Below are 15,494 nucleotides of genomic sequence, written 5' to 3' on the forward strand. Positions count from 1 at the left end.
ATCCCTTCACAAAAAGATCACAGCTTTTTTAATAATCACAGCGCTTGAGAACTTTTGCGCGGAATATGTGATGAAGATAACTAAAACATCGTTTTATTTTGATTGAATCAACGTTCCCATGAATGCAAACTAATTCCAGACGCAATATCCCTGGGAGCAGCAACATGCTCAACGTATGCCGCGTTAGATTCTATAAAACAAAGAGATAGCGATTACCTTTGTTAAGAAATTTTAGTAACCATTTGAATTTATTAATTCTTAACTCCTTGCGCATATAGTGCCTGCGACAAGATATGAGGACGTTTATGAAAATTAAAGCCACGATTGAACGCATCCCCGGCGGAATGATGTTGATTCCCCTGTTATTAGGCGCAGTGTTAAATACCTTGGCTCCCGATACTGGCGCGTATTTCGGTTCGTTTACCAAAGGTATGATCAGCGGAACGGTGCCTATTCTGGCGGTGTGGTTTTTTTGTATTGGCGCATCTATTGATTTACGGGCAACCGGTACAGTATTACGGAAGTCCGGTACGCTGGTTATCACCAAAATAGCCGTGGCGTGGGTAGTGGCAATGATAGTCGCGTCATTTATTCCTGATACCGGTATTCAAACCGGGTTCTTTGCGGGACTTTCGGTACTGGCAATTGTTTCCGCGATGGATATGACCAACGGTGGTCTGTACGCCAGCCTGATGAACCAGTACGGAACGAAAGAAGAGTCCGGCGCATTTGTGTTGATGTCTCTGGAATCCGGTCCGTTGATGACGATGGTGATCCTTGGTTCAGCGGGCCTGGCCTCCTTCGAGCCACACCATTTTATCGGCGCGGTATTACCGTTCCTGATTGGCTTTACGCTGGGTAATCTGGATCACGATCTGCGTTCTTTCTTCAGCAAAGCCACGCCGGTGCTGATCCCGTTCTTCGGCTTTGCGCTGGGCAACACCATTAACCTGAGCGTCATCGTTGATACCGGTCTGTTGGGTATTCTGCTGGGCGTCGCGGTTATCGTTATCACCGGTATCCCGCTGATTATTGCTGACCGCGTTATCGGTGGCGGGAACGGTACGGCAGGTGTGGCAGCCTCTTCTGCGGCAGGCGCTGCGGTGGCAAACCCGGTGATTATCGCCCAGATTAACCCGGCATTTGAACCGGTTGCCGCCTCCGCCACAGCGCTGGTCGCCGCCAGCGTGATTGTCACCGCCATTTTGGTGCCAATTATCACCGCGCTGTATGCCAAACGCTTTAATAAAAACCTGGTCGCCAACGAGACGGCGGCTACCCCGGCAGACTCTCTGCACCACTAACTCTGCCTTAGCCCCACTGACCGCCCCTGCTCAATTGATGAGTGGGGACGGTGCAAAAATCTCCTCAACCATCGCATCAGCCAGCCGTTTCGCCGAACACAATCGCGGCATTCCCAACGCCACATTCTGCCATCGCTGCGTCACCGACCAGCTCACCGGATGGCGCTGCGCATCACACCAGTCGCCTAACCAACTCAACATATCGTTGTGCTCGCCCGAGCCGCCAACCGTCGGCGCGCTGAGCCAATGATGATAATAATGACGCGTAGCGGGCGCCGCATTCACGCTGTCTGCCAGCGTCTGAGCAGCCATGATGCGCAGATTGTCTTTAAGCATTGAGACCACATCGGCATTCGCTAATCGGCAGGCGTCACCAAAAGCTCCCCAGCGCAGTTCTTCCAGCGCGACAAAACAGCGTCCGGGTAACGACCAGCCGTCATACGCCCCAGCCCGCCACCGGGTAAAAATTTGCTCGCTGTGTTCGCCCGCCTGAACCGTCAGGCCGCGTTGCGTCAATGCCTTCTCTTTATACGCGCCGCGTTGAGTGAACCAGTCCGTAAGCGAATTTATCTGCTGTATGAGACCGGGGGTGGACAGCCCCCGCGGATGTTCGGTCTGTTGCAAAAACATTAGCCGTTCGGCGATGCGCACCAGCGCCAGATGGCCCGGGTCGATCATGCCCGCCAACTTCTCCACCAGCTTCAGACGCATCACCAGATGCTCGCTGGACACTCCCGCCATCACCCACGCCCGCAGTTGCGTCTGGGATAGCACCTCCTGCGTCAGGCGCGCACGCAGCCGCTGCTGCTGTTGCAGAAAACCGCCGGAACGTTTGGTTTCATCTCCTTGAACCAGATCGACCATAAACTTCGGGTAGACACACTCCAGCGTCCGCCCGGGGCCTTCCAGTAACACGTTAGTCATGTGTGCTCAGTTGCAAAAAGGGTGTTGATATCGTCGCGCAGCAAGCGGGAATCTTCAAAAAGCCATGCCGCCGTCGTAATGCGATGCTGTAATTGTTCATTCAACGCATTCACCGCAGACTCATTTTGCTGGCGCAGGGTCAGGCTCTCACGCAGGCTCGCCTGTAATTGCGCCAGACACAGCGAAAAATCAGCAAAAAACGTGGCCATGCCTGCCGTAACGGAAATATCGACCTGAGCAACCAAAGCTTTACGAATTTGTTGGCAAAACTGGGTAACGTAATGCACAAGGCTCTTGTGCAGCGCGCCCATATCAATGAGATAACGCGTTTTTGTTTCGACGTAATCATTCCATCCCCAGTTGGGTTGATTCAGCCAACGGGAGAAAGTGTCACGCACCACACCGCCAGTAGACGACGTATTTTCCGCCGGAATATCCTGTTCAATAGCCTCATTAAATAGCTGGCGGGTATTAAAATTAAACATCGCCGCATGAAAGGCCGGAAAACGAATCCGCGCACGAAATCCGGCGTGATTCAGCTCCTCTTTCACCCGCAATTCAATAGGCCGCATAGCGTCATTGAGTGCCCGGGACAGGGTCGACTCAAGCTGCTCAAAACGTAGCGCTAAATCCCGGCTAATACTCTCCTGGGCTGCCAGCAATACCCCTTCACAGGACGAGCGCATTTTATCTAAGACGATTTTTGCCTGCCCTTCGTCATGCAGCACCAGCATTTCACCCGCCATTTCAGCCGTTATAGCGCCTGATCCCTGGCCGTGCGGTGACATCATCAGGACGTTTTCTTTGACAAAAAACGTATTGATGCCGCACAGAATCTCAGTCTGTTGCTCATTGAGATAGGTCGCGGCAGATGCGAGCGCCAGTTCTACTTCATGGTTAACTTCATCGCTCACTCGCCCCTGACTTACCTGTAACTGCTGCATATCCTCTTCAATATGCGTAATGTTCAGCCGCAGTTTTTCATAGGCCACCGTTAATCCGTGGGCGCGAAACTCCAGATATTCGTGCGCGCTTTGCGCATAGTTCAATAACTTATGCGACGCGGAACGTAACGCATACAGCGAAGCATTGGCGTGAGCGGCATGAATCACGTTCTGAATCGGCTGCTCAAACAGCGAATCTTCCCACAGTAAATCGGCGGCATGACGGATGTGCTCCGTATCCTCAAGATCGGTGGTACGCCAGCGCCTGCCCAGCGCCGCTTCGGCAAAATCCTGTACCCAGCGTTGCACCTGATGATCCGGCAACCGCCCGCGGGTGGTTAGCTCATGACGCGCTCTGTTCGCCAGATAGCCCCACATCGAGGAAACCGGATAGATTCGTTCAGGGGTGATTCCGCCTTGCATCAGCGTGCCGGAAATCAAAGCCCGCACCTGCTCTTCATCATCACTGTTGCGGTCTTTCTGATCGAATTTGTTAACCAGCGCGTACAGCGGCACTGTTTTCCCGACCGCCATAATCGCCCGACGGACTTCCTCATCAGAAATCGACTTCAGTTGGGTGTAATCCATTACCGCCAGGACCGCAGAAGCCCGCGCCAGCTGTTCATTCAGCATTTTTTGTAAGTGCGGTTGTCCGGCCTCGTTCGGCCCCGGCGTATCCAGCAGCGTTAATTGCCCCGGATAGCTTGCCTGTCCGGCCAAATGGACAAATTCGACCTCGATAACCGGAATATGCTCAATCGCGGCATAAGCGGCAAAAGGAAAATCAGCCTCCAGCGCTTTTGACAAACGCACCAGGTCATTCAGGCTTTTAAGACAATGGAAAATAGGCTGTGCGCCAAGATAATACCGTTCAAATGCCACGCCGTTTTCAATATGCTGCAGCAGGACGTTCATATCCTTATCAATTTCCAGCGTCTGCGTAAGACGCTGGCGATCGCATGCCCGCATGCGCTGCTGTAAAACCTTCATTAAGGCTTCGATCGGCGCGACATGCGAAAAATGCAGTACCGGCTCTTTCTGCCCCGGCGTATGGCGAATAAGCGTCGGTAACGCCGTCATCGGACGATTACGATTAGGTAAAACTTCTGTGCCGACAATTGCGTTAATCGTCGTCGATTTTCCCGCTTTCATGGTGCCAACGATGGCCAGCACCATTTCCAGACGCGTAATCTTGCGCAGCTCATTATTAAGCGTCGCCTGCTGGGCATCCATACCACGCGCGCTGAAATGCAGGGGCTGAACAACCTGTCTGCTATGCTCTCCATGTTGCAGCGCGACATCATCCAACGACGTGATGGGCAATTTTTGTAATTGCCGGAGATGTTCAAGAGAGAGCATCAGCAAGCGTTCAGCTTCCTGACTTAATTCATATATTGTCTGTGTGTGCATGGAAAATTTTTCCTTAACGCAAATGGCATTACTTTTATTTAGCCTAATCGTTTTATTTATAGATTTTCGGCTTTTATAATTACGTGTGGAAATAATTAAAATCAAAACAACCAATTGATATTATTAAAATAAATTTGGCATATAACCGCTGGCCTGATGCCTCTCACTTATGTAATAAGTAAGAAAGATAAACAGCGTAGTTCAGTTTTAAAGAATACCCGCTGAATTCCCCTACTAAAATTAAGGGGGCAGGAGATATTCAACCATCAGGACGTAGACACCCGTAAGCGGTGTTACCTATAAATATCAGTTATTTCGCCTCACCTTATCTTAAATAACCTGGCGTAGCAATTTCCCTTAAAAAATATTGCGCCATACTTCATTGCTGTGAAAGCAAAGGATCTTTACAGCAGATCATTTTGCTTTATCGCGCAGTAGTCCCGACAAAAGCAGGGATTTTATGTATAATTGCGGCCTTTTTCGGCAATCTGCCATTTTTTGGGCGCATTTGCCCCTGCTGACTTTTGAGGAAATCCACATGTCATTACCACACTGCCCACAATGCAACTCCGAATACACTTACGAAGATAACGGCATGTTCATCTGCCCGGAATGCGCTCACGAATGGAACGATGCTGAACCGGCTCAGGACAGTGACGAACTTATCGTTAAAGATGCTAACGGCAACCTGCTGGCCGACGGCGACAGCGTTACCATAGTGAAAGACCTGAAGGTAAAAGGTAGCTCTTCAATGCTGAAGATCGGTACCAAAGTAAAAAACATTCGTCTGGTGGAAGGCGATCACAACATCGATTGCAAAATCGATGGCTTTGGCCCAATGAAGCTGAAATCAGAGTTTGTGAAAAAGAACTGATGCAAATTGCCTGATGGCGCTGCGCTAATCAGGCCTGTGTCAGCTCATCTGCCAGGCGGGAAGCTCATACTTCCCGCCTGGTTTATTTTTGCAGACGCTAACTACACTTAACTGGTTTCTTTTACCTGAGGTAAAGATCATGCCGTTAAGTCCCTATATCTCCTTTGCAGGCAACTGCGCAGACGCCATCGCCTACTACCAAAAAACATTAGGCGCCGAGCTGCTCTACAAAATCAACTTCGGTGAAATGCCCAAATCGGCGCAGGACAGTGAAGAAGGTTGCCCTTCAGGAATGAAATTCCCCGATACCGCTATCGCCCACGCCAACCTGCGCGTTGCGGGCAGCGACATTATGATGAGCGATAGCGCCCCCGATGGAAATGCCCACTACTCTGGCTTTACGCTGGTGCTCGACACGCAAAATGTCGACGAAGGCAAGCGCTGGTTTGATAACCTCGCGGCAAACGGAAAAATCGAAATGGACTGGCAGGAAACCTTCTGGGCCCACGGTTTTGGTAAAGTGAGCGACCAGTATGGCGTACCGTGGATGATCAACGTCGTCAAACAGCAGCAACCTACCGAGTAATCCAACGGGAGGCTTGTCCTCCCGTACTGTCATCAAAAATCGCTCAACTCTTCATTGTTGAGTAACCATCCCTTAACGAAAACGTCACATTGATCCGCCACGATGGGGCCACTTTTTTAGGGAGGCCGCATCATGCAAACGATTATCCGCGTCGAGAAACTCTCCAAATCCTTCAACCAGCATCAGGCGCTCAATGCGGTTGATCTGAGCATCTGTTCCGGTGAGATGGTGGCTCTGCTTGGGCCGTCTGGCTCCGGCAAATCCACCCTTTTACGTCATTTAAGCGGTTTGATCACCGGGGATAAATCGCCCGGTAGCCATGTTGAGCTGTTGGGTCGCACCGTCCAACACGAAGGTCGGCTGGCACGCGATATCCGCCAAAGTCGCGCCCACACCGGCTATATCTTCCAGCAGTTCAATCTGGTTAACCGTCTGACGGTACTGGAGAACGTCCTGATTGGCGCGCTCGGCAGCACGCCATTCTGGCGCACCTGTTTTAGCTGGTTCAGTCAGGAGCAGAAACAGCGCGCGCTCCAGGCGCTGACCCGCGTTGGCATGGCGCACTTTGCGTATCAGCGCGTTTCCACGCTTTCGGGCGGGCAACAGCAGCGCGTCGCTATCGCCCGGGCGCTGATGCAGCAGGCCAAAGTGATCCTGGCCGACGAGCCTATTGCCTCGCTGGACCCGGAATCCGCACGCATCGTAATGGATACCCTGCGCGACATTAATCAGACCGACGGCATCACCGTGGTCGTCACGCTGCACCAGGTGGATTACGCCCTGCGCTATTGCGAACGCATCGTCGCGCTGCGCCAGGGCAATGTCTTCTTTGACGGCAGCAGCCAGCATTTTGATAACGATCGTTTTGACCATCTCTACCGCAGCATGAACCGCGTCGAACAGAACGCGCAGGCTGCCTGACATCCCCACAATGAGGAATGGAAATGAGCTATAAGACAGTTGCCGCGCTGGCCTTTACCAGCATGTTTAGTCTCAGCACCCTGCTCAGCCCGGTCCATGCCGAAGAGCAGGAAAAAGCGCTGAACTTTGGCATTATTTCGACCGAATCACAGCAAAACCTGAAGCCGCAGTGGGAACCGTTCCTGAAGGACATGGAAAAGTCACTGGGTGTAAAAGTGAACGCCTTCTTCGCCCCGGACTACGCCGGGATCATCCAGGGAATGCGCTTTAACAAAGTCGATATCGCCTGGTACGGCAACCTCTCGGCAATGGAAGCGGTGGATCGCGCTAACGGACAAGTGTTTGCCCAGACCGTCGCCGCCGACGGATCCCCGGGGTACTGGAGCGTGTTGATCGTTAACAAAGACAGTCCGATCAACAACCTGAACGATCTGATCGCCAAACGTAAAGATCTGACCTTCGGCAACGGCGATCCCAACTCCACGTCCGGCTTCCTCGTCCCCGGTTACTACGTCTTCGCCAAAAACAACATCTCCGCCAGTGATTTCAAACGCACCGTTAACGCCGGACACGAAACCAACGCGCTGGCCGTTGCCAACAAGCAGGTCGATGTCGCCACCAACAACACCGAAAACCTCGACAAACTGAAAACTTCCGCACCGGAAAAACTGAAAGAACTGAAGGTGATCTGGAAGTCACCGCTGATCCCGGGCGATCCGATCGTCTGGCGTAAAAACCTCTCCGAAACCACCAAGGACAAGGTGTACGACTTCTTTATGAACTACGGCAAAACGCCGGAACAGAAAACCGTACTTGAACGCCTGGGCTGGGCGCCGTTCCGTGCCTCCAGCGACCTGCAACTGGTGCCAATTCGTCAACTGGCGCTGTTTAAAGAGATGCAGGGCGTGAAGGACAACAAAGGGCTGAACGAGGAACAGAAAGCCAGCAAAACCTCGGCGCTGAAAGCGCAGCTCGACGATCTGGACCGTCTGACCGCCGCGCTGGGCGCTATGACCAGCGTCACCAAAGCGGTGCAGTGATTTGTAGACCGGATTGTAGGCCGGATAAGCGCAGCGCCATCCGGCCTACCACGCAAACACACGTACCAACGGAGCTAAACATGCAAACCATCACCGTCGCCCCGCCCAAACGTAGCTGGTTCTCGCTACTGAGCTGGGCCATTCTTCTCGCCGTGTTGGTGGTCTCGTGGAAAGGTGCCGAAATGGCTCCGCTCACGCTGATCCAGGATTCCGGCAATATGGCGACCTTCGCCGCCGACTTCTTCCCGCCGGACTTCAGCCAGTGGCAGGACTATCTCGGTGAAATGGCCGTCACCCTGCAAATCGCCGTCTGGGGTACCGCCCTCGCCGTGGTGCTGTCGATTCCTTTCGGCCTGATGTGCGCCGATAACCTCGTGCCGTGGTGGATTTACCAGCCGATGCGCAGAGCGATGGACGCCTGCCGCGCCATCAACGAAATGGTCTTCGCCATGCTGTTCGTGGTCGCCGTCGGCTTAGGTCCGTTCGCCGGGATGATGGCGCTATTTATCCACACTACCGGGGTGCTCTCCAAGCTGCTTTCCGAAGCGGTAGAAGCCATTGAACCGGGTCCGGTAGAAGGCATTCGCGCCACCGGGGCCAACAAAATTGAAGAGATCCTCTACGGCGTTTTGCCGCAGGTGATGCCGCTGCTGATCTCCTACTCGCTGTACCGTTTTGAGTCCAACGTTCGCTCGGCCACGGTGGTCGGCATGGTGGGCGCAGGCGGTATCGGCGTGACCTTATGGGAGGCGATCCGCGGCTTCCAGTTCCAGCAAACCTGCGCCCTGATGGTGTTAATCATCGTCACCGTCAGCCTGCTGGATTTCCTTTCCCAGCGTTTGCGTAAGCACTTTATCTGATTAACGAGGCATTGATTGCTATGCACTTGTCTACACATCCGACCAGTTATCCAACGCGTTATCAGGAAATTGCCGCGAGACTTGAGCAGGAGCTTCGTCAACATTATCGCTGTGGGGACTATCTGCCCGCCGAGCAGCAGCTTGCCGCGCGCTACGAGGTGAATCGCCACACCCTGCGCCGCGCCATTGACCAGTTGGTTGAGCGCGGTTGGGTTCAACGTCGCCAGGGCGTCGGCGTGCTGGTGCTGATGCGCCCGTTTGATTACCCGCTCAATGCCCAGGCGCGTTTCAGTCAGAACCTGCTGGACCAGGGTAGCCACCCCACCAGCGAAAAACTGCTGGCGGTGCTGCGCCCGGCCTCCAGCCATATTGCCGACGCGCTCAGCATTAACGAAGGCGACAACGTGATTCACCTGCGCACTCTTCGCCGGGTTAACGGCATCGCCCTGTGCCAAATCGACCACTATTTTTCCGACCTCACGCTGTGGCCGCTTATGCAGGGCTTTACCAGCGGTTCGTTGCATGACTACTTACGCGAACAGTCCGGTCTGACGCTCCTGCGCACGCAAACACGCATCAGCGCCCGCCGGGCCCAGGCCAAAGAGAGCAAGGTGCTGGAAATCCCCAACATGGCGCCGCTGCTGTGCGTGCGCACCCTGAACCACCGTGAAGGCGAAGAGCAGGCGGCGGAATACTCCGTCAGCCTGACCCGCGCCGACATGATCGAATTCACTATGGAGCACTGAATGCATTTCGATACCGCCACCCGCCAGCGCTGGATGCGCGCGCTGGCTTACAGCAATGCCGATGCGCTGAACGCCCGCATCAACGCGCTCAAACTGACGCCGGACTATGAACTTATCCGCGCACCGGAATGCGGACTGATGCAAATCCAGGCCCGCATGGGCGGTACCGGCAATCGCTTCTTTGCTGGCGACACCACGCTCACCCGCGCGGTGGTGCGCCTGACGAGCGGCACGCTGGGTTACAGCTACCTGCTGGGACGTAACAAACACCATGCCGAGCAGTGCGCGGTAATTGACGCCCTGCTGCAGGAACAAACGCATTTCCAAAGCTTAATGGAAACCTTGATTGTCCCGCTGGAAGCGGAACGCGATGCGCTGATTAGCGCACGCCGTGCCGAAATCAACGCCAGCCGGGTCGACTTCTTCACGCTGGTACGCGGAGATAACGCATGACCTTACAAACCGCTTTTAATTTACCCGTTCAGGATGCGCAGCAGAGCTTTCGTCGCCTGCTGAAAGCCATGAGTGAACCGGGCGTGATCGTCGCCCTGCATCAACTGAAACATGGCTGGCAGCCGCTGGGCCTGGCAACCACCAGCGTGCTGCTGACGCTGGTTGATGGCGACACGCCGGTCTGGCTGGCACCGTCGATGGATAACGATATTGCCCGGCAGAATCTGCGTTTTCATACCAACGCGCCGCTGGTGGATCAGCCACAGCTGGCGGCATTTGCTGTCGCCGACGAACGCATCAGCAGCGAACAGCTAAACGCCCTCTCCGCCGGTTCCGCCGTCGCGCCAGAGACCAGCGCCACGCTGATTGTTCAGGTCTCTGGCTTAAGCGGCGGACGTATGCTGCGTCTGACAGGCGCCGGTATCGCCGAGGAACGCATGATCGCGCCGCAGCTGCCGGAATGCCTGATTCACGAACTCACCGAACGCCCGCATCCGTTCCCGCTGGGGGTCGATCTGATCCTCACCTGCGGCGAACGCCTGCTGGCTATTCCGCGAACGACTCATGTGGAGGTGTGCTGATGTACGTCGCTGTCAAAGGGGGCGAAAAGGCGATAGCCAGCGCCCACGCCCTGCAGGAAAACCGACGCCGGGGCGAGGAGACCATTGCCGAACTGAGCGTCGCGCAAATCGAACAGCAGATGAACCTGGCCGTCGATCGGGTGATGACCGAAGGCGGCATCGCCGACCGCGAACTGGCGGCGCTGGCGCTAAAGCAGGCCAGCGGCGATAACGTCGAAGCCATCTTTTTGCTGCGCGCCTATCGCACGACGTTGGCAAAGGTGGCAGTCAGCGAACCGATAAACAGTGCGGAAATGCGCCTTGAACGCCGAATCTCCGCGGTCTACAAGGACATTCCCGGCGGGCAACTGTTAGGTCCAACCTACGATTACACCCATCGCCTGCTGGATTTTACCCTGCTGGCCAATGGTGAAACGCCGCCGCTGCGCTGCGCGGATAACACGCAGGATGCCTCCCCGCACGTCTTTTCCCTGCTGGCAAACCAGGGGCTGGCAAAACGCGAAGAAGATAACGGCGACGCACCCGACGATATCACTCGCACGCCGCCGGTTTACCCGTGCTCGCGTGCCTCACGCCTGCAACAGCTGATGCGCGGCGACGAGGGCTATCTGTTGGCACTGGCCTACTCCACCCAACGCGGTTACGGACGCAACCACCCGTTTGCCGCCGAGATCCGCAGCGGCTACGTCGCGCTGGAAACCGTACCGGAAGAGCTGGGATTTGCGGTGAACGTCGGCGAACTGCTGATGACGGAGTGTGAAATGGTCAACGGCTTTGTCGCGCCAGAGAACGAATCTCCCCATTTTACCCGCGGCTACGGGCTGGTGTTCGGCATGAGCGAACGTAAAGCGATGGCGATGGCGCTGGTGGACCGTGCCTTACAGGCGGCCGAATACGATGAAACGGTCACGGGACCGGCGCAGGACGAAGAGTTCGTGCTGGCACATGCGGATAACGTCGAGGCGGCGGGTTTTGTATCGCACCTCAAGCTCCCCCATTACGTCGATTTCCAGGCCGAACTGGAACTGCTCAAACGCCTGCAACAGGAGGCCGCCCGTGACCGCTAACCTCTCCGGCTACAACTTTGCGTATCTTGATGAACAGACCAAACGCATGATCCGCCGCGCCATTCTGAAAGCGGTAGCCATCCCCGGCTATCAGGTCCCATTTGGCGGACGTGAAATGCCGATGCCCTACGGCTGGGGCACGGGCGGCATTCAGCTTACCGCCAGCGTGATTGGCGAACCGGACGTGCTGAAGGTGATTGACCAGGGCGCGGACGACACCACCAACGCCGTGTCGATCCGCAATTTCTTCAAACGCGTGACGGGCGTGGCGACGACGGAACGTACCGAAGACGCCACGCTGATCCAGACCCGCCACCGCATCCCGGAAACACCCTTGGTGGAAGATCAGATAATCATCTTCCAGGTGCCAATCCCCGAGCCGCTGCGCTTTATTGAACCGCGTGAAACGGAAACCCGCACCATGCACGCGCTGGAAGAGTACGGCATCATGCAGGTGAAACTGTATGAAGATATCGCCCGCTTCGGCCATATCGCCACGACCTACGCCTATCCGGTGAAGGTCAATAACCGCTACGTCATGGACCCGTCGCCCATCCCGAAATTCGACAATCCGAAGATGGACATGATGCCGGCCCTGCAACTGTTTGGCGCTGGTCGTGAAAAGCGCATCTATGCCGTTCCACCTTACACCCGCGTAGAGAGCCTCGATTTCGACGATCACCCGTTTACCGTGCAGAGCTGGGATGAGCCTTGCGCCATCTGCGGCTCTACCCACAGCTATCTCGATGAAGTGGTGCTCGATGACACCGGCAAACGCATGTTTGTCTGTTCCGACACCGACTACTGCCGCCAACAGAGCGAGGCTCTCAGCAAATGACGCAACCGCTGCTTTCAGTCAACAACCTGACTCATCTCTACGCGCCGGGCAAAGGCTTCAGCGACGTCTCGTTTGACCTGTGGCCTGGTGAAGTGCTGGGTATCGTCGGCGAGTCCGGTTCCGGCAAAACCACCCTACTGAAATCAATCTCTTCACGTCTGACGCCACAGAACGGTGAAATTTTGTATCAGAACCGTTCGTTGTACGACATGAACGAAGCCGACCGCCGCCGTCTGCTGCGCACCGAGTGGGGCGTGGTGCATCAGCATCCGCTGGATGGCCTGCGCCGTCAGGTTTCCGCAGGCGGCAATATCGGCGAACGCCTGATGGCCACCGGCGCGCGCCACTATGGTGACATTCGCGCCACCGCGCAGCGTTGGCTGGAGGAGGTGGAGATCCCCGCCTCGCGTATCGACGACCTGCCGACCACCTTCTCCGGCGGCATGCAGCAACGCCTGCAGATCGCCCGTAACCTCGTCACCCACCCGAAGCTGGTGTTTATGGATGAACCCACCGGCGGGCTGGACGTATCGGTACAGGCCAAACTGCTGGATCTGCTGCGCGGCCTGGTGGTGGAACTGGATCTGGCGGTGGTGATTGTCACCCACGATCTGGGCGTGGCGCGTCTGCTGGCGGACCGTTTGCTGGTGATGAAACAGGGTCAGGTGGTGGAAAGTGGGTTAACCGACCGCGTGCTCGACGATCCGCATCATCCGTATACCCAGTTATTGGTGTCGTCCGTATTGCAGAACTGATTTTTTGTTGTGCCCGATGGCGCTGCGCTTATCGGGCCTACCTGGATCGCACTTTTGTAGGCCGGATAAGGCGCAGCCGCCATCCGGCAAAAAATCTCGAGGCAAAAATGATTCGCGTTGAAAATGTCAGTAAAACCTTCGTGCTCCACCAGCAAAACGGCGTACGTCTGCCAGTGCTGCAAAACGCCACTCTGGCAGTGAAAAGCGGCGAATGCGTGGTGCTGCACGGTCACTCGGGCAGCGGTAAATCCACGTTGCTGCGTTCGCTGTACGCCAACTACCTGCCGGATGAAGGGCACATCCACATTCGCCACAGCGATGAATGGGTCGATCTGGTGCAGGCCCCGGCGCGCAAAGTGCTGGAAGTTCGCCGTTCAACCATCGGCTGGGTGAGCCAGTTCCTGCGCGTGATCCCCCGTGTCTGCGCCCTGGATGTGGTGATGCAGCCGCTGCTGGATCTCGGCGTATCCCGTGAAGAATGCGCCGCGAAAGCCGCCAGCCTGTTAACGCGTCTCAACGTACCGGAACGCCTGTGGCACCTGGCGCCATCGACCTTTTCCGGTGGCGAACAGCAGCGCGTCAACATCGCCCGTGGGTTTATCGTCGATTACCCTATTCTGCTGCTCGATGAGCCGACCGCCTCATTGGACGCCAAAAACAGCGCTGCCGTGGTGGCGTTGATTGAAGAGGCGAAAGCCCGCGGCGCAGCCATTGTCGGTATTTTTCACGATCAAACCGTGCGCGACCGCGTAGCGGACCGTCTGCACCTGATGGGAACAACAGCATGATTATCAACAATGTAAAGCTGGTTCTGGAAGATGACGTGGTGCAAGGATCGCTGGAAATTGCGGGCGGGGTTATTCGCGCCTTTGCCGAAACCCAGAGCCGTCTGCCGGAGGCTTTAGACGGCGAAGGCGGCTGGCTGCTGCCAGGGTTGATTGAGCTGCATACCGATAATCTGGATAAATTCTTCACCCCGCGCCCGAAGGTCGACTGGCCTGCCCACTCGGCGATGAGCAGCCATGACGCGCTAATGGTCGCCAGCGGCATTACTACCGTGCTGGACGCGGTGGCGATTGGCGACGTGCGCGACGGCGGCGATCGGCTGGAAAATCTGGAGAAGATGATCAACGCCGTGGAAGAGACGCAAAAACGCGGGGTCAATCGCGCCGAACACCGCCTGCATCTGCGCTGCGAACTGCCGCACCACACCACCCTGCCGCTGTTTGAAAAACTGGTCGGGCGCGAGCCGGTGACGCTGGTTTCACTGATGGATCATTCGCCGGGCCAGCGCCAGTTCGCCAATCGAGAAAAGTACCGCGAGTATTATCAGGGCAAATATTCGCTCACCGACGAGCAGATGGCCCGCTATGAAGAAGAACAGTTGGCCCTCGCCGCACGCTGGTCGCAGCCCAATCGTAACGCCATCGCCCAGCTTTGCCGCGAACGTAATATCGCGCTGGCGAGCCATGACGATGCCACCAGCGAACATGTGCTGGAATCGCACCAACTTGGCAGCGTAATCGCCGAATTTCCTACCACTTTCGCGGCGGCTGAAGCCTCGCGCCAGCACGGAATGAACGTGCTGATGGGCGCGCCAAACATCGTGCGCGGAGGGTCTCATTCCGGCAATGTGGCGGCGCATAAGCTGGCTGAGCTGGGGTTACTGGATATTCTCTCCTCCGATTACTACCCCGCCAGCCTGCTCGACGCGGCATTTCGCGTAGCGGATGACGACGCCAACCGCTTTACACTGCCGCAGGCGATTCGTCTGGTGACCCGCAATCCGGCGCGGGCATTGAATCTCGATGATCGCGGCGTTGTTGCCGAAGGTAAACGGGCGGATCTGGTGCTGGCACATCGCAAAGGCGGCAACATCCATATCGACCACGTCTGGCGTCAGGGCAAAAGGGTATTCTGACTATGGGGAAACTGATCTGGCTGATGGGGCCATCCGGCTCTGGTAAGGACAGTCTGCTGGCGGAACTCCGCCTGCAGGAACCCGCGCAACTGCTGGTGGCGCATCGATACATCACCCGCGCCGCCAACGCCGGGAATGAAAACCATATTGCGCTGAGCGAACAAGAGTTTTTTACCCGCGCCGGGCAGAATCTGCTGGCGCTGAGCTGGCATGCAAACGGCTTCTACTACGGCGTGGGCGTGGAGATTGACCTCTGGCTGCACGCCGGTT

Annotated in this window: 17 protein-coding genes; 15 read left to right on the forward strand and 2 right to left on the reverse strand. The window is 56.0% G+C overall.

The annotated features are described in order from the left end of the window. The first annotated feature begins 305 nt into the window (after nt 1-305). A complete protein-coding gene (gene kdgT / locus KQJ18_RS07915) occupies nt 306-1,304 on the forward strand; it encodes a 2-keto-3-deoxygluconate transporter (protein ID WP_216421793.1) in 999 nt (332 codons plus the stop codon). Between the two features lie 30 nt (nt 1,305-1,334). Here the strand turns inward: kdgT and KQJ18_RS07920 are convergent, their stop codons facing one another. Next, complete coding sequence (locus KQJ18_RS07920) at nt 1,335-2,228, reverse strand: diguanylate cyclase regulator RdcB family protein (RefSeq protein ID WP_069325135.1); 894 nt, start codon at nt 2,226-2,228, stop codon at nt 1,335-1,337. Continuing rightward, a complete protein-coding gene (crfC, locus tag KQJ18_RS07925) occupies nt 2,225-4,582 on the reverse strand; it encodes a clamp-binding protein CrfC (protein ID WP_121529856.1) in 2,358 nt (785 codons plus the stop codon). Before crfC ends, KQJ18_RS07920 begins: the two co-directional genes overlap by 4 nt. A 538-nt stretch (nt 4,583-5,120) precedes the next feature. On the opposite strand from crfC, the gene KQJ18_RS07930 reads away from it, so the two are divergent. The 14 genes from KQJ18_RS07930 to phnN form a co-directional block, all read left to right on the forward strand. Continuing rightward, nucleotides 5,121-5,456: a zinc ribbon domain-containing protein YjdM gene (locus KQJ18_RS07930; RefSeq protein ID WP_137350604.1), complete on the forward strand. Its 336-nt coding sequence runs from the start codon at nt 5,121-5,123 to the stop codon at nt 5,454-5,456. A 139-nt stretch (nt 5,457-5,595) separates the two neighbouring features. Further along, nucleotides 5,596-6,042, forward strand: a complete 447-nt coding sequence (gene yjdN / locus KQJ18_RS07935) for a VOC family metalloprotein YjdN (protein WP_038636411.1) — start codon at nt 5,596-5,598, stop codon at nt 6,040-6,042. A 132-nt stretch (nt 6,043-6,174) separates the two neighbouring features. Continuing rightward, nucleotides 6,175-6,963 carry a phosphonate ABC transporter ATP-binding protein gene (gene phnC, locus KQJ18_RS07940; protein WP_038636408.1) on the forward strand — a complete coding sequence of 263 codons (789 nt, stop codon included), beginning with the start codon at nt 6,175-6,177 and terminating at the stop codon, nt 6,961-6,963. A 23-nt stretch (nt 6,964-6,986) separates the two neighbouring features. Beyond that, nucleotides 6,987-8,003: a phosphonate ABC transporter substrate-binding protein gene (gene phnD, locus KQJ18_RS07945; protein WP_038636405.1), complete on the forward strand. Its 1,017-nt coding sequence runs from the start codon at nt 6,987-6,989 to the stop codon at nt 8,001-8,003. Nucleotides 8,004-8,083: 80 nt separating this feature from the next. Further along, a complete protein-coding gene (gene phnE / locus KQJ18_RS07950; RefSeq protein WP_216421794.1) occupies nt 8,084-8,863 on the forward strand; it encodes a phosphonate ABC transporter, permease protein PhnE in 780 nt (259 codons plus the stop codon). A gap of 20 nt (nt 8,864-8,883) precedes the next feature. Then, complete coding sequence (gene phnF / locus KQJ18_RS07955) at nt 8,884-9,609, forward strand: phosphonate metabolism transcriptional regulator PhnF (protein WP_121529854.1); 726 nt, start codon at nt 8,884-8,886, stop codon at nt 9,607-9,609. Continuing rightward, a complete protein-coding gene (gene phnG / locus KQJ18_RS07960) occupies nt 9,610-10,062 on the forward strand; it encodes a phosphonate C-P lyase system protein PhnG (RefSeq protein ID WP_110496201.1) in 453 nt (150 codons plus the stop codon). It abuts the gene before it with no gap. Continuing rightward, nucleotides 10,059-10,643: a phosphonate C-P lyase system protein PhnH gene (phnH, locus tag KQJ18_RS07965; RefSeq protein ID WP_003031824.1), complete on the forward strand. Its 585-nt coding sequence runs from the start codon at nt 10,059-10,061 to the stop codon at nt 10,641-10,643. The genes phnG and phnH overlap by 4 nt, the downstream gene beginning before the upstream one ends. Continuing rightward, nucleotides 10,643-11,710, forward strand: coding sequence for a carbon-phosphorus lyase complex subunit PhnI (locus KQJ18_RS07970; RefSeq protein WP_204578800.1), 1,068 nt, complete (start codon nt 10,643-10,645; stop codon nt 11,708-11,710). Before phnH ends, KQJ18_RS07970 begins: the two co-directional genes overlap by 1 nt. Before the next feature lie 46 nt (nt 11,711-11,756). Beyond that, nucleotides 11,757-12,548, forward strand: a complete 792-nt coding sequence (gene phnJ, locus KQJ18_RS07975; RefSeq protein ID WP_230592289.1) for an alpha-D-ribose 1-methylphosphonate 5-phosphate C-P-lyase PhnJ — start codon at nt 11,757-11,759, stop codon at nt 12,546-12,548. Then, nucleotides 12,545-13,303: a phosphonate C-P lyase system protein PhnK gene (phnK, locus tag KQJ18_RS07980; RefSeq protein WP_038636380.1), complete on the forward strand. Its 759-nt coding sequence runs from the start codon at nt 12,545-12,547 to the stop codon at nt 13,301-13,303. Before phnJ ends, phnK begins: the two co-directional genes overlap by 4 nt. A gap of 107 nt (nt 13,304-13,410) precedes the next feature. After that, on the forward strand, nt 13,411-14,091 hold the full coding sequence (phnL, locus tag KQJ18_RS07985) for a phosphonate C-P lyase system protein PhnL (protein WP_069325130.1): 681 nt from the start codon (nt 13,411-13,413) through the stop codon (nt 14,089-14,091). Further along, the gene (gene phnM, locus KQJ18_RS07990) at nt 14,088-15,224 is read left to right on the forward strand and encodes an alpha-D-ribose 1-methylphosphonate 5-triphosphate diphosphatase (protein WP_038636374.1); all 1,137 of its coding nucleotides are present in this window, start codon (nt 14,088-14,090) and stop codon (nt 15,222-15,224) included. The genes phnL and phnM overlap by 4 nt, the downstream gene beginning before the upstream one ends. A 2-nt stretch (nt 15,225-15,226) precedes the next feature. Next, on the forward strand, nt 15,227-15,494 hold a 268-nt coding region (gene phnN, locus KQJ18_RS07995; protein ID WP_216421795.1), incomplete at its 3' end, for a ribose 1,5-bisphosphokinase.

This window comes from Citrobacter sp. S55_ASV_140 (genome assembly GCF_018919505.1).
Taxonomy (GTDB): Bacteria; Pseudomonadota; Gammaproteobacteria; order Enterobacterales; family Enterobacteriaceae; genus Citrobacter; species Citrobacter werkmanii.